Source organism: Peribacillus sp. YIM B13482, from assembly GCF_042787975.1.
Lineage (GTDB): Bacteria > Bacillota > Bacilli > Bacillales > DSM-1321 > Peribacillus > Peribacillus simplex_A.
This window is the reverse complement of record NZ_JBHZPF010000002.1, coordinates 233256-254474: the sequence shown is the minus strand read 5'-3', so window position 1 is coordinate 254474 and position 21219 is coordinate 233256. Positions and strand designations below refer to the sequence as shown.

The following is a 21219-nucleotide window of genomic DNA, read 5'->3' as shown; positions in this document are numbered from 1 at the left end:
TGAATAAAAATCAGGAGGGCATATTGATGGGAAAAGGGTATAAATGGACTCTTTTATCTATATTGGCTACTTCAACGTTTCTAACAGCTTGTGGCAGTAGTAATAATGAAAAAAACATCAAGGGCAATGATAATGTAAATACTAATTCAAGTACTAATAATGTAGTTAAAACTGATAAAACGGACAATCAGAATAGTGAAGATAATGAGGGTCTTAATAATATGCAAGACGTTAGAGTGAAATTGACATGTAATAACGAAAAAGTAATTGTGAAATTGTACGATAATCCAACAAGTAGAGATTTTTTTGACCAACTGCCATTAACAGTTACTTTTAAAGATTATGCGAATATCGAAAAAATTAGTGTCCTAGACCAAAGATTAACTACTAAAGACGCACCATCTGGCAGTGACCCTTCAGTTGGAGACTTTGCTTATTTTTCCCCTTGGGGAAATATTACTTTATTTTATGGGGATCATGGGCTTTCAAATGGATTGATCAAATTAGGTAAGATCGAATCTGGAGTAGAAAAACTTAAAAGCATAAATGAAGATTTTAAAGTTACAATCGAAAAACTTGATTAAAAAGAGGATGATCGGAAGGGAGGATATGATGAATTAAGATCTCAGTAGTTTGTTTTGATACAATGCCTGAACCTGCATAAGAAGGTGGAGAAACGTTTCTGCCTAATTGTAAATAATTGAAGATAGGAGTTGCTTTTTGCTTAAACGAAATAATTTACTTATATATATATTGATGATAGGGGCTTTCGGCATCATAAATACTGAAATGGGGGTTATAGGGATATTACCCTACATTGCTGATCACTTTCATATCAGTGTATCTAAGGCCGGGTGGCTGGTGAGTCTCTTCGCACTTACTGTTTCAATGTCTGGTCCAACTATGCCGTTATTATTTTCGGGGATAAATCGCAAGAAGGCAATGTTACTTGTACTTGGAATTTTCATTCTAGGTAACATTGTCTCTATATTTACATCTAACTTTGCCATTGCAATAATTGCGCGTGTGATACCAGCCATTTTTCATCCAATCTATTTTTCAGCAGCTTTTACATTGGCTACTAACTCAGTTCGTAAAGAAGAAGCTCCAAAAGCTGTTTCAAAAGTTTTTATTGGAGTATCTGCGGGAATGGTACTTGGTGTACCTATCGCAAGTTTTCTTGCCAGCACAGTTTCATTTCAAATATCAATGGCATTTTTTGCCGTTGTGAACGTTATAGTATTTATGGCTACATTAGCATTTTTCCCTTCTATACCTGTTAAAGAAAGACTTTCTTACGGAGCTCAATTATCGGTATTAAAAAAACCAATTACTTGGCTTTCCATTGTTGCTGTCATTTTACTAAATTCAGCCGTATTTGGGGTGTATAGTTATCTTGCTGAGTATCTTAAAACCGTTACGAATACCTCCGGGAAATCGATTAGTTTAATGTTAGTCATATTCGGAGGGGCAAATATTATTGGAAACATTGTGGCAGGGAAGTTACTTACTAAAGATGCCATCAAATCTGTAGTATCTTTTCCTTTTGCATTGGGAGCCGTTTATATCATATTATTCTTTTTAGGACAGTTTACTTTTCCTATGGCTATCATTACTTTAATTTGGGGAATATTGGCTGGTATAGGAACTAATATTAATCAATATTGGATTACGTCTGCAGCTCCAGAAGCTCCTGATTTCGCTAATGGATTATTTTTATCATCCGTTAACTTAGGAACAACAATTGGTACAGCTGCAGGTGGATTATTTATTTCAGAATTAGGTACACAATACGTCGTATTAGTGGGATTATTATCGTTAATATTAGGGTTGGTATTTATTTTACTAAGAAACTATATGTATAGTCCTACAAACCAAATTTCTTGATAAGGAATTAATTAAACATCCTTTATAAAAAGGCTAGGTATGTCTGAATTGTACCCTGTGTAAAGGACATTAAAAAAAAGTTAGGCAACCTGAAGGAGATGCTGTCTTTATTTTGCAGGCGGCATCTTTTTTAGATTCCTTTGTCCTCGATAATGGTTGTAATAGATCATATAACTTTTTACTTGCGGTTCACATCTTTTAAGGTCTTACAGTTTATTAAATCCATTTCATCTTTAAAATGACCAAAGAATGATTCTTGCGGGGCGTTACCCCAACAGTTTCCACGGCGTGACATGGATTGTCCTAATTTCATTTTCTTCACCAACTTTTGAAACTGGGGATTGGTATACGAATGAATAAATCCGTCTTTCATAAAATGCGAATGATTGGTTTTAATTTATGTAGCGAATTTAAGGCAATATCTAAGGTGATCTTATCCGATATTTCTTAGGCTGACGGCATCCCGCCCGTTGTGCCGATCCAGCTTATATCCATTATGAATAAAGCGGGTGCCAATAGCAGGGCGCTAAAACTAAAGATGACAGTATTGCGCCAAGTATGACGAGTAAATAGGGGTATTTTTCCTTCATGGAAGATCTCCTGTGATACAGATTTACCATTTAGCCTATATGTTTGAATCGATTAAGTCCAAGGGTCCATTTGTTCGGGAGAACGTAACATAGTATAATGGGCTTACTATGGATAGGGGTGTAAGGGGGATAAGCATGTCATCAGGTAATCGAAATAATCAAATTGGACCGCCGCGGTTTGCTATTGCCATTCACTCTCTGGTTTGGCTCGCACAAAGCGAAAAGCTCCTTACAAGTTCCGTAATCGCCTTAAAGGTTAAATCACATGCCACTTTTTTACGAAGGGTGATGGCTCAGCTTGCAGCGGCGGGGATCGTCGAAACAAAGGAAGGACGGGAAGGCGGATATAGCTTGAAGGTGGCTGCCTCTCAGCTTACTTTGGCCGATGTGTATCAAGCGGTACGGCCGGAATGTCTAGTTTGTATGGAAACGAGCGAATGCGGTGAAGTAGGGAAGCAGCTGGATACGGCTTTGGAGGAAATCATGAATGAGGCCGAAAAGGAAACATTGCGCTTATTAAAGGGCTATACATTAGAAGAATTCATGAAAAAAGTCGATTTGGCCAATTTTGAAAATGAGTGTCTAGGGTAATATCCTTGCAAGAGGATACCCAAGATTATATAATGTGCTTAATGCGATTGCATTTAAAATGAGGGGGTATTTACATGAAGGTGGAAATTTGGTCGGATTATCAATGTCCGTTTTGTTATATAGGGAAGCGTCGATTCGAAGAGGCTTTGAAACAATTTGAAAATAAAGCTCAGGTAGAGGTTTCATTTCGCAGTTTTGAGTTGAACCCAGAGGCTGAGCGGGATATCAATATGTCTCAAAATGAAATGCTGGCCAAGAAATACGGCATGTCTCACGCGGATGTGGAAGCGAACAATCAAAACCTGACACAGCAGGCTAAAGAATTGGGTCTCGAATATCATTTGGACAAAGTGGTTTTAACGAATTCTTTCGATGCTCACCGCTTGATGCATTTTGCTGAATCAAAAGGTAAAGAGAATGAAATGAACGAGTTCCTGTTCAAAGCATACTTTACGGAAGGCAAGCATATTGGCGATCATGCTATATTGGCTAATTTAGCTGAAGAGGCTGGCCTTGATAAGTCTGAGACAGAAGCCATGCTGGCAGGAACGGCATTCACGGCGGAAGTAAGGGGCGATGAGCAGGAAGGAAGCCAGCTTGGAATTACAGGCGTTCCATTCTTTGTCATTAACCGCAAGTATGGCATCTCCGGCGCACAGCCAACGGAAGCGTTCCTGGATACGCTGAAAAAAATATGGGCTGAGGAAAATCCGCTGCAAATGGTGAATGATCCAGCAACAGGCGATGCTTGTACGGACGGTTCTTGTAACGTGCCGGAAAAATAAACCGGCTAGGAAGGACAAGGGCTTTTGCTTTAAATGTAAGGCTCTTTTCGTAAAGATTGTTGTTTTTAAAACGAAACTATTTAAGGTTGATTGGAGCGGAAGTGCGAGACTCCTGCGGGAGCAGCGGGACAGGTGAGACCCCACAGGCGTTTACGCCGAGGAGGCTCACCGCCCGCCCCGCGGAAAGCGAGCATCTGGAGGGGAAATCAACCACAACCCACTACCTGGTAAATAGCAACAAAGTATGTGAAAACAGCCAAATGTAAAAAAGGCTGCATTCAAGATGAACTGATCATCTTGGATGCAGTCTTTTTCGAAGCCGTGAGTGTTACTTGGATTCACTTAAAGAATAGCGATAAAATAAATGTCCAAATGCACACGAAGGCTAATAACCCAAAGCTGTATTTCAATGTCATTTTCGTTAAAGCGGATTCTTTTCCGGTTTCGCCAACTGCAGCCGTCGCGATTACAATCGATTGTGGAGAAACGAGCTTTGCTATGACGCCCCCGGCAGTGTTTGCGGAAACCAATAATGATGAGTTTGTCCCTATGATGTTGCCTGCCGTAGCCTGTATTGGAGCAAATAACGTATTGTTATTCACTACAGATCCAGTCATGAACACGCCGATCCATCCTAATAGCGGTGATAATAGCGGGAAGATTTGTCCTGTTGTCGCAACCGCTTCCCCCAAAACATTTGTTAATCCACCATATGACATCAATTTGGCTATGCCGATGATCGCACAGATCATGATGATTGGAATCCGAAACTCTAAAACCGTTTTTTTTAGGAGGGAAAGACCTTCACTGACATTAATGGCTTTCGTCGTAGCGATGGTCGTCAGCGCAGCCAATAAGATCGCTGTTCCCGTTTCACCGATTAAATCAAGGCCGATCGTAATCGAAGATCCCGGAAATATGAATTTCAGGACAGCCGATTCAAGGATACCTCCTTGAGAGAACAGTCCTTTAAAGGCAGGAAAGCTCCAAATCAAAACAAATAGCGTCAATAGATAAAATGGAGACCATGCCTTTACGATATCACCCATTGAATGTTTTTCGAATTCAAATTCCTTGCCGTTGAGTAAAAATAAATGTTTAGGTTGCCACTTATTAAGAAATAACGCCAGCACCCCCATGGTTAAGAGAGATGGAATAATGTCAGCTAACTCTGGGCCTACAAAAACGGTCATGATCGCCTGGGACACTGTATAAGTAGTCGATGTCACTAATATGGCCGGCAATACTTCTCTGATCCCCTTAAAGCCATCCATCAGCCATATTAATAAAAACGGAATGGTAAAGTTAATGAGCGGCAGTGTTAAGGCCGTCATCATGGACACATTCATCGATGTTACATTTTCCAAGCCGAATGTCCCGATGATGCCAACCGGTATGCCGATTGCCCCGAATGCTCCCGAAGCACCATTAGCTATTAGACAGAGCATCGCTGCCTGTAAAGGCTTGAATCCCAATGAAACCAATAGGACGGCGCAGATTGCGATCGGTACACCAAAACCTGCTGCTCCTTCAAGAAAGGCGTTAAAGCAAAAACCAATAAGTAAGAGCTGAAGGCGTTGGTCTTGTGAAATCCCTGCTATGCTACCGCGTAACACCTCGAACTTTCCGGATTTAACAGTGATTTTATATAACCAGACCGCCATCACGATGATATAGCCAATCGGCCATATCCCTTGGAACATACCTTGAACCACACTTCCGACTGCTTCTCCCAAAGGTAGCTTAAAGAGGAAAAGGACGATAAGAAAGGTAACAAATAAGTTTAGAAGGGCTGCGTGGATTCCTTTCATCTTAAAAATCGTCAAGCATAATAGAAATAAAAGGATCGGTATAGCTGCAACTAATGCTGAAATGGCAAGATTATTAAATGGGTTGTATGTTTGCACTAACATAATGACAGCTCCCTGCGTAAGAAATTACTCCCAAAATTGGGCTTGAATATCTTGAAGCGTATGAACAGAGCGGGCAAACTGTTCTTTTTCGCTCTCGTTTAGGGTAAGTTCGACAATGTTTTTTGCGCCTGTTCGATTAATGACTGTAGGGGTACCAATATAAACATTACTATGGCCATATTCGCCTTCCAACAATGAGCCAACTGGTAAGACGACATTTTCATTCTTTAAGATCGCTTTTGTGATTCTCGCCAATCCCATGGCGATTCCATAATACGTAGCACCCTTCGACTCAATGATCTGGTATGCAGCATCACGGACTTGAACGGCAATCTCTTTTTTTCTTGCTTCATTTAATTTTGGACCTATCGGCAATCCGGAAAAATTGGCAGAGCTCCAAACCGGAAGTTGTGAATCACCATGTTCACCAATGATATAGGCATGGATACTTGTAGGTGCGGTATTAAATTCTTGCCCTAATAAAGAGCGGAATCTTGCAGAATCCAATATAGTCCCTGAACCAATCACTTTTTCTTTCGGTAAACCGGAAAATTTCCATGTCGCATAAGCCAAAATGTCTACTGGATTCGTTGCGACCAAGAAAATGCCATTAAATCCAGCTTTCATGATGCTGCCTACGATCGATTCAAAAATGTTCATGTTTTTCCTTACAAGATCTAGCCTGGTTTCTCCAGGCTTTTGAGCGGCTCCAGCACATATGACTACGATTGCAGCATCCCTACAGTCCTCGTATGATCCGGATTTTATATTCATGGCACTAGGCGCATACACAAGACCATGATCTAGGTCCATAACATCGCCTTTCGCTTTTTCTTGATTCAAATCGACAAGAACCAACTCATCACATATTCCTTGATTCATTAAAGCATAGGCATAACTAGATCCAACTGCACCAGTACCAACTAAAACGACTTTATTTCCCTGTGTAGAATTCATAATGAATACCTCCAATTTTTTTGAATGTAAAACCTTCCTTAAAAAGTATCTCCATCCCTTTAGTATGTGAAATATTTCACAAGAAGTTGTAAAAAAATTTGCAGGCTTGCATGTTTTTATGTTTGCAGAGTTGTAATAAACAATAACATTGTGAATTATTTCACAATGTTATTGTACTACATAGCACTATAACATTTCAACAAACAAAAATATTTAATTAGTTTTTTTTTACATGATAGTAGCACCGTTTGCAGTAGTTGTCGGATCGGATCTGAGCAAAGTGAAGGCAGTTTAAAAAGGAGATGATACATGGCGCAAAGAATATAGTGTAAAGAAGGGATTTTCCGAAAGGTTGAAAATAAAAAGGAGCTAAAAGGGTGTATATCATAATTGGAATACTAGTCGTCGTGATTGCATGTGTATTAACTGTCAAAATAATTTCCTATAAATACTGGACTTGTATCTATACGGCATTTGGAAATGATAATTATTTTAAGGTGATAGCGAAATTGGAAAACGAGGGTATACAATTCAAAACGAAAACGCCTATGAATTTAGGTTCCCAGGATTTTCAAAATCGCCATAAAACTACTCAATATGATGTTTTTGTGAAAAAAGAACATGAGCAAATTGCCCAAAGGGCCGTGCACAAGAATTGATAAATGGAAACTGGCTGTCCTGGTGGCAGTCTTTTTTTTACTTGGAAGGAAAGTTAAAAGGAGAGAATTTAAATTTAATGAATAATTTGGGCTTATAAATAATTTCGGAGAAAGGGAATTGAAAGATGAAAAAACAATTGCTTAAAATTTCTGAAAGAGAAGAGTTTGTCGAATTATACTCGGATACAAATGATTTAAGGAAATTTGGTGTGGCTAAGATACTAAAAGTGTCAGATGCGTTTGTAGTGGCCGCTAATATTACTTCAACCGGGCTGTATGATGGATACAGTTTACTTTATCTTGAAAGCATTCACCAAATCAATGTCAATACGAAATACATTAAGAAAATCAAGAGATTATATATGGCAAAAAAACAAAATCATATTGAATTCGTTGATGGAAATGAAGATTTACTTTTGAGTTTTCTGGATTTTGCACATGAAAATAACTTCATGGTTTCAGTTGAACTTTTTAATACGGGATATGGTGATGTGCAGGGTTTTATTAAAAACCTGGAAGATGATATATTTGTAATTTCAATGGTGAACGAAGTGGGGGAGCTTGATGGTGAAGCATTCATTAAGTCGGATGCCATACATACCATTTCATGCGATGGTGAAAATGAATTCAATTTAATGCATTTATACTTCAGGAAATGAAAGTTCAAGGGTAATGCTGCTTTCTGCAAAGTGCTGCTAACCTATAATTTAATAGAGGATAAAAGAAAGAAAAAGGCGCAGATACTTTTGTTTTTTATAGTTTCAAAGACTGAAAATTTGTATAATGGTTGAGATGGATTAGAGGTTTCAAAAATGAATGTACATATAGGAGGGGCATGGATGAGTAAGCTTAATGGCAGGACCATTGCTTTATTGGGAGCGAGGAAGACGGAAGAACTTAGTAAAATCGTTGATAATCTTGGGGGAGTCCCGCTCGTTCGTCCAGCACAGGGGACGGTATTCCTTGATGATTCCCATTTGGAAGAGGATGTCACCCGTTTGATGGCAGGAGAGTTCGATTGGATCATCCTGACGACGGGAGTGGGGACGGAACTATTATATAAAACGGCATTGAAGATGGAAGCGGGAGAGCGTTTCATAGAAGCTTTGCAGTCCATGAAAATTGCGGCTAGGGGCTATAAAACAGTGAATATGCTGAAAAAACTCGGCTTGCAGCCATTAATCCGTGATGATGATGGCAGTACGGCAGGGCTCGTTCGAAATCTGGAAGGCCATCTGTCCGGAGATGTAATGGTCGCTTTGCAGCTTCACGGCGATCCAGCGCCTCTTTTGATGAATTGGCTGGATGAGCAAAAAGTGGAACATAAAGAAATCCTTCCATACGAACATATACCGCCCGAAAAAGAAACGATGCGTCAGCTGATCGAAGAAATTCTTGGAGGGAAGGTAGATTCTGTCGTGTTCACGAGCGCACCTCAGCCTCGTAATTTGATGAAATTTGCCCGTGAACAAGGTGTGGAAGATAAAATAATCGACTGGTTTAAATCCGATGTGATTGCTCTTGCTGTCGGAAAAGTAACGGCACAAGTGGTAATAGATGAAGGAATCAAGCGGGTCATATATCCAGAAGATCAACGGATGGGCAGTGCAATGGTGGAGCTGGTGAAATATTATCAGGGCATTGCAAGCAGATAAGGGTGAGTGCGGCATGAACAAGGGCAAAGTCTATTTTGTGGGGGCAGGTCCGGGTGATGTGGGCCTGATTACCGTAAAAGGACAAAAGGCGATCGAAAAAGCGGATGTCATTTTATATGACAGGTTGCTAAGTCCCAAACTATTGGAGGCTGCCACTCTTGATTGTGAGTTGATATATTGTGGTAAGACACCTTATACGAATGGTATCAGCCAAGGGGAGATAAATGAGCTGCTTGTGTCCAAAGCAATGGCAGGGCATCGGGTCGTCCGTTTGAAGGGCGGTGATCCTGCCGTCTTTGGAAGAGTCGGGGAGGAAGCGGGATCGTTGAAAGAACAGGGGATCCCATTCGAAGTCATTCCGGGGGTTACGTATGGCATTGCCGCATCCATGTACGCAGGAGTTCCCGTCACGCATCGGGATTATGGACGTTCCTTTGCGATGGTTACGGCCCATGATCAAACGAAGAAGGATATAGATTGGAATGGGCTTGTGAATAGTATGGATACGGTTGCCTTTTATATGGGTGTGGCCAACCTTCCTTATATCCGCGAAAATTTGATCAATCATGGAAAGCCAGGGAATACGCCGGCACTCGTCATTCAATGGGGCACTTATGGAAGACAGGAAACGGTCGAGGGGACCTTGGACGATATCGTCGAAAGGGTATGTGAAAGGTCGCTTGGCAATCCGGCGGTCACCTTGATAGGAGATATCATTTCACTAAGGGGCAAACTGCAATGGTTCGAAAATAAGCCTCTATATGGACAACGATTTTTAGTGGCCCGTACCGGGACGGCAAAGAGTTCATTGGCAGAAGCCCTGCATGAACTTGGCGGTGATGTCATCGAGTTTCCTAAATGGAATGCGGCAAAAGTGAAAATTGAAGAAAGTCAGCTGCTCTCGTTTCTTTTGTATGATCGAATTCTCTTCACTTCACCCGAAAGTGTCCATGGGTTCTTAGATTTACTAGCTGAATATGCCATTGATTACCGCCGGATTTCTTCGGAACTTTATGTATTATCGAGGAAATCGAAGAAAGTTTTACAACAACGCGGACTGATGGCCAAGCTCAAATCCGAGATGGTGGAAACTGGAACACTGTTGGTTATTGGAGATAGGGAACAGGAACAAATGGATTCGGAATATGGGGCAGAAGCTTATTTTCAATCCATCGATAAATTTGTTGATGAAAGATTCCTTGAAATCCTTCCGGGAATGCTGGACGGGAAAGAAGTCGATACGGTACTTTTTTCGAATCAGCATTCAGTGGATATGCTGATGGAATACGGGAACAAGGCAGACGTGGATATTGAAGCGCTGCTAAATCAAGCCTCCATCGGGGTAATCGGGAAAAGCACCGGCAAAAGACTTGAAGACTATGGATTTGCACAAGATATGATGCCCAATGAGCCGTCTGTCGAAGAATTGGTGGCGTTGATCGTGAATAGGAATGTTTATTAGACTCTGAAAAAAAACAGAGTCTTTTTCCTTTTTTACCTAAAAAAACTGGTGTTAATGATATGCTCTTCCTTTGGGTATTTTTCGTAAATAGGGCGTTGGTTAGCTGCAATCATCATATTAATATTTAATTTTGCCATACTGCCTGTTCTTTTTTCAAAAGAGCTAAGCACTGGCACTTTTACTATGCATCAGGAAAAGGATAATACCCAATGGACGCTCACGAGATTTCGTGGAGGAAGGAATAAAAGTCTTTTATTTCTTCCCAAATTGGGTATCATATATAAGTGACTTTTCTAGGGAGGCGAAGCAAATGAAACGCACATGGGAATTCGTATTAAGTATCATAGGCGTGAGTATCGCTGCGATTTCTTTAATCGTGACGATTATAGCGGCAGTTTATCTCAACAGTATCGATTTGACGGAAATGATGGACTACTCATTAATGACAGATTCCGAGTTTTCGACATCTGAGGTGGATATGTCAATCAAGTTGTTCATGGGCTTATTATGGGCGGGGGTCATATCGCTGTTTATTGCATTGGCAGGCGGCTTGATCGCTATCTTTCTATTAAAAGGCGGCAAAGCGAAGGGAGCCGGAATCTTAATGGTCATTACGGGCATTCTGACGGTCTTTCATGTATGGCCGCTTATCTTCTTCATCGTGCCGGGAATCATGTGCCTTGTAAGGAAACCAAGGGAAACGGTGGAAGTGATCGGATGATCCAACACTATACATAGTTTTGTAATTTGAAACAAAGGAGCTGACCCGAAGATGCGGGTCAGCTCCTTTTATTCTGAACTGGAAAAATAGTGGATATTTTAGGGGAATATACCTTTTTGTACCTGCAATCACCAGTCTATCATGTTACTATTATTATAAAGTTAAATATTAATAGACTGGAGTTCGATCAATGAAGATACCTTTAATGAAAGTTGGAATAATGACCTGTTTAACATTCGGTTTGTTCAATGGACAGGCTCTTGCGGAGTCTGGAGTAACCAAAGTCTGTTCAGCTTTTGGTGAAATCCAACCGGAGAAAAATCCTTCCCATAAGCAGATTAATTGTTTACTGACGAATGCGGCAATGGTGGCTGAAATCCCCCCTGAAGTAGTAAAAGCGGTGGCTACGCAGGAAAACGGGGATTGGAGGCAATTTAATGATGCGGGCCAACCCATAAAGTCCGGCGATGGCGGTATCGGTCTAATGCAGCTTACCAATAAAAGTGGGTATGACCAGAAAAAGTTGGAAAGTGATATAGTCTATAATATCGAGGCAGGCGTCGAGGTACTGAGTGACATGTATTCTAGAAGGGATTTGCCCAAGATCAAGGGTGCAGGACGCAGGGGCATTGAAAATTGGTATTTCCCAGTAATGGCTTACAATGGGACAAAACCGGTGAACAGTCCTCTTTACCAGGAAAACGGGCAAAGAAATGCGAATGCCTACCAAGAGGAGGTTTTTGCTGAGATAGAAAACCAAAGTTTTTTGAATGATACGAAACTGGCAAAATATCCATTTAAAACATCGGACTTTCAATATGATCGGGATAGCACTGAAAATATCACCTTTAAAAAGCTGGAATACACACTGACAGATCAAACGCATGACTCTGTTTATTGGTTCAAGGCAGGAGACAAAGTGGTGACGACATCCAGCGCGAATATCAGGAAAGAAATAAGCACTACGGCAGGTGCAGTATCTGTGCCGCTCAATACAAGCTTAATCATCACAGGGAATTTTGACTATCACGAATCTAAGGGAAATAAATTTGTCTGGTACCCTGTACAAACGGAGGACAAAAAGATTAAGGGATATGTTTCATCAGCTTACATCTCCAATAGGCTATCGATTGTCGTCCCTATCAAGGATACGAATAAACCTGTGATATCAGGGGCTGCTAGTAAATCTATTCCTTTCAACTCAACTTTTAATCCTAAAACCGACGTAAAGGCAAAGGATGATAAAGATGGTGACTTAACGAGTGCCATCCGTGTGGACGGTAAGGTGGATACCAAGAAAGTGGGCACCTATAATTTGACTTATACGGTAGCTGACAAGGCTGGGAATGTTGCAAAGGCCACAAGGAAAATAACCGTTTATGATCAAGTCAAGCCTGTGATTTTTGGTGCTGGGAATAAAACCATCAAACTTAATTCTTCATTTAACCCAAAAACAAACGTGAGTGCCAAGGACAATGCCGATGGCAACCTGACAAGTAAAATCAAAGTGACGGGTACAGTGAATACGAAGAAAAAGGGGACCTATACATTGAAGTATACGGTCACCGATCAATCGGGAAATGCAGTGACAGTCACCAGAAAGATCACGATAGATGGCACCAAGCCGGTCATTTCCGGTGCCAAAAGTAAAACCATTGCCTACAACTCGACATTCAATCCTAAATCAGGTGTATCTGCGAAAGATAACCTGGATGGCAACTTGGCAAGTAAAATCAAAGTGACGGGTACAGTGAATACGAAGAGAAAGGGTTCCTATACATTGACTTACACAGTTACGGATAAATCGAAGAACAAGGCAGAGGTAAAAAGGAAAATTACAGTTAAATAGATGGAAAAAAAGGATTCCGGTAATAGTGGAATCCTTTTTTGATGAGTTGAATGATTTTGGCTGAAAGCTGGTATAAATAATAGGAGAAGGTGTTCAGTGATTTGATCTTCCACGGCGGAGTGGAAACTGATAAAAATTCTATATATTGTAAATAGATGTAATTATAATTAATCTGAAGGGAGATTGTTTATGGGCATGTAAACTTGATGGATCAGGTTTTTAGGATTATGAAAGGGACGGCGGGCTGAAAAATAATCCTGGCCTTGGAAAACCGCTTCCGGAGTCGGCACTATCGGGAGATATATATGAAAGACTTCTTGACGAAGGCCAAGGATGCCGGTTACCTGCTATCCCGAATTGGTACGATTGAAAAAAATCAATGAACCTGAATCGGAATTAATGAAACGAATTGACGATATTAATGAGAAAGTCCGTACATATAATGCGATTTGTCCGGCGCAAATGCAGCGCAGGGAAATAGAGTAGGAAAGTATCGAAATCCAACACAGAATTGGTAATTACTGTTAATGCGTAAAATGTAGGTATTTGTATGAAGTGATCATACAAGGATTATGATATAATTGCATCAATAAAAAACAGAGAGAGGGACTACAATTGGAAAAAAGAAAAGAAGTTTTTTCATGGATAAAAGCGATTGGGATTGCAGTCATTCTAGCTTTTTTAATTCGAACATATATTTTTGCACCGATTGTCGTGGACGGTGAGTCAATGATGCCGACTCTGCAAGACCACGAACGAATTGTTCTTAACAAGTTTGGAACGAATATCGATAGTATCCACCGGTTTGATATTGTCGTTTTTCATGCAACGGTAGATAAAGATTATATAAAAAGGGTTATCGGTCTGCCAGGTGACCATATTGAATATAAAGACGATACGCTTTATATTAATGGGAAAGCTTATAAAGAACCATACTTGGACAAATATAAGAAACAGATGGCAGGTTTGCCGCTGACTGAATCCTTCAAGCTCGAAGATAAAACAGGCAGCATGACAGTGCCGGATAACCAGCTGTTCCTTATGGGGGACAATCGCCAAAATAGTTTGGATAGCCGTGAAATCGGCACGATTTCCGTCGATGAAATTGTCGGCAAGGCGAATCTAGTGTATTGGCCGATCAAGGAAATGAAAATTGTGAAATAAGAGGAAGCGGACTCAGATATCGAGTCCGCTTTTTTTTGCCGTTTTTCATTTCCGTAATGGGGAAACATTGACTGCCATTATCATACAAGTCCTTCAACAAAAAACGTGTCCATTCTTCTTTTTTTTTCTTTTTTTATGAAAATCAACTCATATGGGTTAAATTAGGTTATCCTATTAAAAAGAAGTAATCACGTTACCCAGGCCCGCATCAGAAATTGGATTACTTTATAAAAGGGTGCTGAGATGGAGTACTATAGATGGATATAGTAAAAGATTTAATATCAAACTATGGTTATGTTGCGATATATGGACTGTTGGCCATTGGGATTATTGGCTTGCCGGTACCTGATGAGTTCATGATGACTTTTGTCGGCTATTTGTCATCCATCTCCGTTTTGAATGTCCAGGGGGCATTCCTCGTCAGTTTCCTTGGATCGATATCCGGGATGCTTGTCAGTTACTTCATCGGGAAAAAGGTGGGTAAGCCTTTTTTGAGAAAACATGGCAAATGGATCAAAATGACTCCCGCGAGGTTGGAAAAACTAGAGAATTGGTTCAATAAATACGGTCCTTGGACCATCATCATAGCCTATTTCATCCCAGGAGTTCGCCACTTCGCCAGTTACATGTCCGGAATGAATGGAATGGGGAAAAGAAAGTACTTTATATTTGCAGGTACAGGGGCTTTCAGCTGGTGTTTGGTATTTACGACTTTTGGCTATTTCATTGGTGTGTTAACTTAACTTATTACACTCATAGGTCAAATTTCCATGTTGAATCGGAAAATCCCGTTTCTGGATTTCAGAAACGGGATTTTCCATTTTCACCTTTTATTATTGAGCAGAGTATCCGCCGTCTATGACAAGCTCGGCACCCGTAACGTAGGAAGCGTCATCGGATGCTAGATAAAGCACGGCATTTGCAATATCAGCCGGCTGACCCAAACGCTGTAATGGAGTTGCCTTTATCATTTGATTCACTAACTCTTTTGACTCTACTAATTTTTATGTAATGGGTGTGTCGCCATCCTTCATCCTTTTCCAGCTTTCGTCTGAAGATCCATCAAGTACAGTTCCATAGACGCTATCCAATCAGTGATAATGGCCATTTTATTAGTCAATCTTCCCATCATGATCACTCCGGATTAGTTGTTATAACGATGAATATATGTTCAAGCTCTTACTGGATAAAAAGTAGTTGTATATCTTAAATAGTGCCGGAAAGTTGATATATTTTAATGGGCCTCCCATAACCCCTACAGGTTGCAATCGTTTTTAATCTTTTGAGATTGATAAGTTTGACTCCGTAGATTGTCAATATCCAAAATGGCTTAACCATTCTATTCGAAACTATTCACAAGTAACCTTGTAGAGGCAGCGCATGCATTAGGGTCCTCTATTTCCAGGCCACCTTGGTAGGGGCACAACATGTTCAATTTTTGTACTTTTAATATATTTTTTATAACGTCATTCCAATTTTAACTTTTCAGACCTGAAAAAGTCTTTTATGTAAAAAGGAGGTCATTCAAATATGAATAACAAAATGTATCTTTCCTTGGCCATTCCGCTTACGATTTCGACGATGAGTACGCCCTTGCTCGGTGCGGTTGATACGGCTGTTGTTGGAAAATTGAGTGATCCCGCTTATATAGGCGGGGTAGCTGTCGGAACCATTATCTTTAACACGATGTATTGGCTTTTTGGATTTCTTCGTGTCAGTACATCTGCCTTTGCAGCACAAGCGGAGGGAGCAAGGGATGAAAATCAAAGCCTGATGGCTTTGATTCGGCCTTTTTTCATAGCAGCAATTATCGGTCTTCTTTTTATCGTGATCCAAAAACCCATTTTGAATGTTTCGTTAGGTGCAATCGGTCCGGAATCGGACGTTTCCGCCTTTGCTGCAGATTACTTCAGCATCCGGATATGGGGTGCACCTTTTGCATTATTGAACTATGTCATCCTAGGCTGGTTAATCGGGAAATCCAGGATAAAAACATCTTTGTTCATACAAGTTTTCATGAACGTGATCAATATTATCTTATGCCTGGTTTTCGTAAATGGCTTTTCATGGTCAGTATCAGGGGTTGCTGCCGCTTCATTGATATCAGAGATTGCCGCTTTTTTCCTGGGCTTGTGGGTGATTCGGAAAGCGGTTATCATACCGGATGCTTTTTCATTCCGGGAGGGGTTCGATCATGCTTCACTGAAGAAAATGATGGTGGTCAACAGGGATTTATTCATCAGGACCATTTGCCTGATTACGGCTTTCAATCTTTTTACGGCTAAAGGAGCCACTTTCGGGACAGAGACATTGGCGGCCAACGCCGTACTCATACAAATCCATTACCTGATGGCCTATTGCTTTGATGGCTTCGCGAATGCGTCCAGTCTTCTAATTGGAAAGGCCATTGGTTCGAGAGATATCCACCTTTATAAAAAAACTCTCTCACTTTCTGCGCAGTGGGGCTTGTATGCCTCGCTCATACTTGCTATATCATACTATCTATTTAGCGATAAGGTCATTCTCCTTTTCACGAATATCCCAGGTGTCATCGAACTGGCCCATGAATACGGACTTTGGATTGTCCTATTCCCTTTCACTGCCTTTATCGGACTCATTTTCTATGGGGTATTTACCGGTGCGACTGAAGCGGTTCCTATAAGAAACTCGATGCTCCTTGCACTATTGGCCTTTCTATTTGTCCAATTCTCAGCAGTCCCCCAGCATGGCAATCATGGATTATGGCTTGCATTTCTGGCATTCAGTTTAGGACGTTCCTTATTTTTAGCGTTATATATCCCAAGACTAAACCGAAAAGTAACGGAGTTAATGGATGAAGAGAGTCCAGTGAAATCACCTTCTTTTTAAAAAAGAGGGTGTTTTTTATAATAAGGGGAATTTATCGGTAGTTTGACATTCGCAATAAAACGGGAATACGAAGAAAAGATAGCTACGCTTGGCGAATCAGATAGGAAAAGTGATAAAATGTAAAATATATATAAAAGAGGAGTTGACGTATTTTGAGTGAATTGAATTGGCGAGAAGAAGTTGAAAAACGGAAAATGGACCTATTACTGGACACACAAAACTTATTGAAAATAAAAAGTGTATTGGATGAAGAGCATCCGACAGAGGAGGCCCCATTCGGTAAAGGGGTGAAGGAAGCGCTTGATTACATGCTTAAATTAGGCGAAAAAGACGGTTTTACTGTGAAAAATGTCGATAATGTCGCTGGCCATATTGAAATGGGTGAAGGCGAGGAGTTAATCGGTATTTTATGCCATGTCGACGTGGTACCTGAAGGAGATGGATGGAGTTCGGATCCGTTTGGCGCTGAAATCCGTAATGGCCGCATATATGCTCGTGGGGCAATCGATGATAAAGGACCGACGATGGCTGCCTATCATGCAATGAAGCTAGTCAGGGAGCTAGGAAAACCTTTGAACAAACGTGTAAGGATGATCATTGGAACGGATGAAGAATCGAACTGGCGCTGCGTTGACCGGTACTTTGAAGTGGAGGAAATGCCATCGATGGGCTTCGCACCAGATGCTGACTTCCCGATCATCAGTGCGGAAAAGGGAATTTGGGATTTCTCGGTTATCCAACCTGCCGATGCAGGAAATGGTACGAGCTCAAACGTGAATGTTATGGAATTTTCTTCAGGCCGAAGGACGAATATGGTACCGGATTTTGCTACGGCGACTTTGGAAGCGGCTAATCCAGTTGAAGTAGTGGCAAACTATAAGGCTTATTTGCAAAAATACTCATTGAAGGGCCAGGCCGTTCCGCAAAAAAATCAAGTGCTCCTTGAAATGAATGGTGTCTCGGCACATGCGATGGAACCGAAAAATGGAATAAATGCAGGTCTGCATTTAGCCGACTTTTTAGCTGATCTCACTCTTGATCCGCATGCGAAAGCTTACTTCACTTTCATCAAGGATCGTTTGTTTGAAGATTCCCGTGGAAATAATTTAGGTGTGGCTTATTCGGATGAGCAAACAGGAGAATTGACGGTTAATGCCGGCGTTTTCAATTATTCTAAACAAAGGGACAGCTCGATTGGTTTCAGTATGCGCTATCCAGTGACGTTTGAGTGGGAACAGGAAAAGGCGGCATTGGAAGAGAGGCTTGCGGCATATAATTTGAAAGTGAAGACCAATTCGCATTCTACTCCACATTATGTGAGCAGTGAAAGCTTCTTGATTAAGACGTTGCAGCAAGTTTATGAAGCGGAGACAGGTGATAAAGCTGAGCTTCTTTCGATTGGCGGCGGCACCTACGCCCGTTCATTGAAAGAAGGTGTTGCATTCGGCCCGCTTTTCCCTGGCAGCGAAGATATTGCGCATCAAAAAGATGAATATATTGATATTGAAGATATGCTAAAGGCCACGTCCATTTATGCACGTGCCATTCATGAATTGGCTAAATAAAAGGCTGAGAAGGAGAAAGACATGGGAAAAATCATTTTTAACGGCGACCTTAAAAGCAGGTCCGAAGTACAGGTTGACATTGAAGATCGGGGATATCAATTCGGTGATGGCGTCTATGAAGTCATCCGGGTTTATAATGGCGAATTATTTGCGGGAGACATGCATCTAAACCGGCTGATGGACAGTGCGAAGTTGATTCAGATGAAAGTTCCCTTTACTGTAGCGGAAATCAAAACCCGCATGGAAGAGCTGATCGCTGAAGATCAACTGAAGGACGGTATCGTCTATATGCAGCTGACAAGGGGCGTATCTCCGCGAACACACTCATTTCCAACTGCTGAGGTGGAACCGGTCTTTGTAGCCTATACGAAGGAAACGCCTTATACAGGAAAAATGAAGCAAGGGGTCAAGGCTGTTACCACCGACGATATACGCTGGCTGCGCTGTAATATTAAGAGTTTAAATCTACTTGGTAATATAATGGCTAAACAGCAAGCGGTTGAAGCTGGCTGTGATGAAGCGATCCAGCATCGAGATGGCACGGTTACGGAGGGAAGTTCGTCAAATGTCTCAATCGTGGTGGATGGACTACTTAAAACGCATCCGGCCACCAACTTGATCCTGAATGGAATTACCCGTCAGGTGATGCTGAAACTTTGCGCTGAGCATGGAATTCCCTATGTCGAAGAGACCTTCACTGTCGAGGACATGATGGCAGCCGATGAAGTCCTTTATACGAGCACAAGCGTCGAAGTGACACCAATTATAAATATCGATGGCCAATCGATTGCAGCCGGGGAACCCGGTCCGATAACCCAAAGAATTCAAAAACTGTTTTCCGAGGAAATCGAGAGGCAATGCGGTTCGGTTAAATAGATACAAACCCCCCTTTGCCGAAACTGGCAAGGGGATTTTTTTTAAATGCTTCTACTTTAAAGCCGGACATGAAAGATTTTTATAGTGCAATTGCCTGACTTCAAGTCAGAAGTGTCCGAACCTCTTTTTACACGCCTTCGTTCACGTTAAAAACATCCACCTCATGCAGTTAAATTCATGTAAAAAAATTTTTTTGACATTTTCAAGATCCAGGAATATAATTGCTAATAACCTAAAAAGTTTACCCGTTGCAACAATTTAAGTTGCGTGTAAAAAGGAGCTGAAATAGAAATGTCTGATGTATTGCATCAATCTTCCTCGAGAGGGATCAAACAACTGCTTCCTTATCTAGGGCCGGCCTTTATAGCAGCTGTGGCCTATATTGATCCAGGGAATTATGCTACCAATATTACTGCCGGATCTAAATATGGCTATACATTATTATGGGTTATCTTCGCATCTAATTTAATGGCTGTGCTGATTCAATCACTATCCGCTAAATTGGGGATAGCGACAGGAAAGAACCTACCTGAGTTATGCAGGGAGAAATTTTCGAAAAAGACATCTTTCTTATTATGGATTCAAGCCGAAGCAGTCATAATGGCAACGGACTTAGCTGAATTCATAGGAGCGGCACTGGGAATTTATTTGCTATTTGACTTACCGCTCATCACATCGGCCATTATTGCAGCGATTGGTTCTTTTGCCATTTTGGAAATCCAGCGTAGAGGTTATCGGACATTCGAAGCCTTGATCACGGTCATGATATTTGTTGTGGTGATTGCCTTTGGTGCTCAAGTTTTTTATGCGAAACCTGACACTTCATCCGTTGTCTTAGGACTCTTCACTCCAAAATTTGAGGGAGTGGACAGTATTTTACTATCGGCAGGTATGCTTGGAGCTACCGTTATGCCACATGCGATTTACCTTCATTCCTCTTTAACTCAGAAGAGAATTGTCGGTAAAAACGATTTCGAAAGAAAAAGAATTTTTCGTTTTGAGCTAATTGATATTATCATCGCCATGTTGATTGCAGGTGGGATCAATGCCGCAATGGTCATTGTTTCAGCTGCCCTATTTCATAAGAATGGAATACCTGTAGAGGACTTGGATGTTGCCTATCAACAATTCGGTGCCATGCTTGGACCCTCTGTCGCGATGCTCTTTGGAATAGGCTTATTATTTGCCGGTTTATCCAGCTCATCCGTTGGTGTATTGACAGGTGATGTAGTCATGCAGGGATTCATTAAAAGACATATACCGATCTATTTGAGAAGGGCCATATCGACGGTCCCGCCTCTGCTGATAATATTAGGGGGAGTGAATCCATCTAAAGCACTTGTGATGAGTCAAGTTGTACTCTCGTTTGGCATCGCGTTTGCCTTAGTGCCATTGATCATGTTCACAAGCAATAAAAAAATCATGGGCAACCTGGTCAATCACAAAATCACCTCAAGCACTGCTTGGCTCATAGCTGTACTTATCATCGGACTGAATTTGTTCCTTCTTTACGAAACGCTGTTCAGCTAAAAGGAGAAGAGGCAGATAAGGAACATTTTGACTGCACACCAATTGTTAGACAACATCTAACAATTGGAGGTGCAGTTTTTTTGTTAATCCGTCCTTCCTTGCAATAATCCGCCCCAAACTATTATGAACAATCCCTCTGAAGGATTA

At 41.1% G+C, this 21219-nt stretch carries 19 protein-coding genes and 1 pseudogene; 17 read left to right on the top strand and 3 right to left on the bottom strand.

Features of this window, described 5'->3' with window-relative positions; all coding sequences use genetic code 11:
* The first annotated feature begins 26 nt into the window (after positions 1 to 26).
* The 4 genes from ACFX4L_RS02760 to ACFX4L_RS02745 all read left to right on the top strand — a co-directional run bounded on the left by ACFX4L_RS02760 (position 27) and on the right by ACFX4L_RS02745 (position 3853).
* On the top strand, positions 27 to 584 hold the full coding sequence (locus ACFX4L_RS02760) for a cyclophilin-like fold protein (protein ID WP_377403829.1): 558 nt from the start codon (positions 27 to 29) through the stop codon (positions 582 to 584).
* Positions 585 to 720: 136 nt separating this feature from the next.
* Positions 721 to 1887 (top strand): MFS transporter, encoded by a 1167-nt coding sequence (locus ACFX4L_RS02755; RefSeq protein ID WP_377403826.1) that lies wholly within the window; start codon positions 721 to 723, stop codon positions 1885 to 1887.
* A 725-nt stretch (positions 1888 to 2612) separates the two neighbouring features.
* Entirely contained in the window at positions 2613 to 3068 is a 456-nt protein-coding gene (locus tag ACFX4L_RS02750) for an RrF2 family transcriptional regulator (RefSeq protein ID WP_089363590.1), read from the top strand.
* Between the two features lie 74 nt (positions 3069 to 3142).
* Complete coding sequence (locus ACFX4L_RS02745) at positions 3143 to 3853, top strand: DsbA family oxidoreductase (protein ID WP_377403824.1); 711 nt, start codon at positions 3143 to 3145, stop codon at positions 3851 to 3853.
* Positions 3854 to 4191: 338 nt separating this feature from the next.
* On the opposite strand, the gene ACFX4L_RS02740 is transcribed toward ACFX4L_RS02745, so the two are convergent.
* Positions 4192 to 5766 (bottom strand): L-lactate permease, encoded by a 1575-nt coding sequence (locus ACFX4L_RS02740; RefSeq protein WP_377403821.1) that lies wholly within the window; start codon positions 5764 to 5766, stop codon positions 4192 to 4194.
* A 24-nt stretch (positions 5767 to 5790) separates the two neighbouring features.
* Complete coding sequence (locus tag ACFX4L_RS02735; RefSeq protein ID WP_284469990.1) at positions 5791 to 6723, bottom strand: L-lactate dehydrogenase; 933 nt, start codon at positions 6721 to 6723, stop codon at positions 5791 to 5793.
* A 377-nt stretch (positions 6724 to 7100) separates the two neighbouring features.
* On the opposite strand from ACFX4L_RS02735, the gene ACFX4L_RS02730 reads away from it, so the two are divergent.
* From ACFX4L_RS02730 to ACFX4L_RS02690, 9 genes are all read left to right on the top strand, one after another.
* A complete protein-coding gene (locus ACFX4L_RS02730) occupies positions 7101 to 7382 on the top strand; it encodes a hypothetical protein (protein ID WP_061464443.1) in 282 nt (93 codons plus the stop codon).
* Between the two features lie 125 nt (positions 7383 to 7507).
* Positions 7508 to 8041 carry a hypothetical protein gene (locus tag ACFX4L_RS02725; RefSeq protein ID WP_377403818.1) on the top strand — a complete coding sequence of 178 codons (534 nt, stop codon included), beginning with the start codon at positions 7508 to 7510 and terminating at the stop codon, positions 8039 to 8041.
* A gap of 180 nt (positions 8042 to 8221) precedes the next feature.
* On the top strand, positions 8222 to 9037 hold the full coding sequence (locus tag ACFX4L_RS02720) for a uroporphyrinogen-III synthase (RefSeq protein ID WP_284469993.1): 816 nt from the start codon (positions 8222 to 8224) through the stop codon (positions 9035 to 9037).
* 13 nt (positions 9038 to 9050) lie between these two features.
* Entirely contained in the window at positions 9051 to 10499 is a 1449-nt protein-coding gene (cobA, locus tag ACFX4L_RS02715; RefSeq protein WP_377387479.1) for a uroporphyrinogen-III C-methyltransferase, read from the top strand.
* 310 nt (positions 10500 to 10809) lie between these two features.
* On the top strand, positions 10810 to 11220 hold the full coding sequence (locus ACFX4L_RS02710) for a DUF4064 domain-containing protein (RefSeq protein WP_061464438.1): 411 nt from the start codon (positions 10810 to 10812) through the stop codon (positions 11218 to 11220).
* 190 nt (positions 11221 to 11410) lie between these two features.
* Positions 11411 to 13069 (top strand): immunoglobulin-like domain-containing protein, encoded by a 1659-nt coding sequence (locus ACFX4L_RS02705; protein ID WP_377381390.1) that lies wholly within the window; start codon positions 11411 to 11413, stop codon positions 13067 to 13069.
* Positions 13070 to 13402: 333 nt separating this feature from the next.
* Complete coding sequence (locus ACFX4L_RS02700; protein WP_284469996.1) at positions 13403 to 13555, top strand: hypothetical protein; 153 nt, start codon at positions 13403 to 13405, stop codon at positions 13553 to 13555.
* A 129-nt stretch (positions 13556 to 13684) separates the two neighbouring features.
* Positions 13685 to 14233, top strand: coding sequence for a signal peptidase I (lepB, locus tag ACFX4L_RS02695; protein ID WP_061464437.1), 549 nt, complete (start codon positions 13685 to 13687; stop codon positions 14231 to 14233).
* A 257-nt stretch (positions 14234 to 14490) separates the two neighbouring features.
* Positions 14491 to 14976 (top strand): DedA family protein, encoded by a 486-nt coding sequence (locus ACFX4L_RS02690; RefSeq protein ID WP_377403815.1) that lies wholly within the window; start codon positions 14491 to 14493, stop codon positions 14974 to 14976.
* 90 nt (positions 14977 to 15066) lie between these two features.
* Here ACFX4L_RS02690 and ACFX4L_RS02685 read toward each other — a convergent pair.
* A pseudogene (locus tag ACFX4L_RS02685) lies at positions 15067 to 15234 on the bottom strand (SDR family oxidoreductase); the annotation flags it as partial.
* 529 nt (positions 15235 to 15763) lie between these two features.
* Here ACFX4L_RS02685 and ACFX4L_RS02680 point away from each other — a divergent pair.
* The 4 genes from ACFX4L_RS02680 to ACFX4L_RS02665 all read left to right on the top strand — a co-directional run bounded on the left by ACFX4L_RS02680 (position 15764) and on the right by ACFX4L_RS02665 (position 21072).
* A complete protein-coding gene (locus tag ACFX4L_RS02680) occupies positions 15764 to 17101 on the top strand; it encodes an MATE family efflux transporter (RefSeq protein WP_377381385.1) in 1338 nt (445 codons plus the stop codon).
* Positions 17102 to 17253: 152 nt separating this feature from the next.
* On the top strand, positions 17254 to 18666 hold the full coding sequence (gene pepV / locus ACFX4L_RS02675; protein WP_377381382.1) for a dipeptidase PepV: 1413 nt from the start codon (positions 17254 to 17256) through the stop codon (positions 18664 to 18666).
* 21 nt (positions 18667 to 18687) lie between these two features.
* The gene (dat, locus tag ACFX4L_RS02670; RefSeq protein WP_284469999.1) at positions 18688 to 19542 is read left to right on the top strand and encodes a D-amino-acid transaminase; all 855 of its coding nucleotides are present in this window, start codon (positions 18688 to 18690) and stop codon (positions 19540 to 19542) included.
* A gap of 291 nt (positions 19543 to 19833) precedes the next feature.
* Positions 19834 to 21072: an Nramp family divalent metal transporter gene (locus ACFX4L_RS02665; protein WP_377403812.1), complete on the top strand. Its 1239-nt coding sequence runs from the start codon at positions 19834 to 19836 to the stop codon at positions 21070 to 21072.
* Positions 21073 to 21219: the final 147 nt, after the last annotated feature.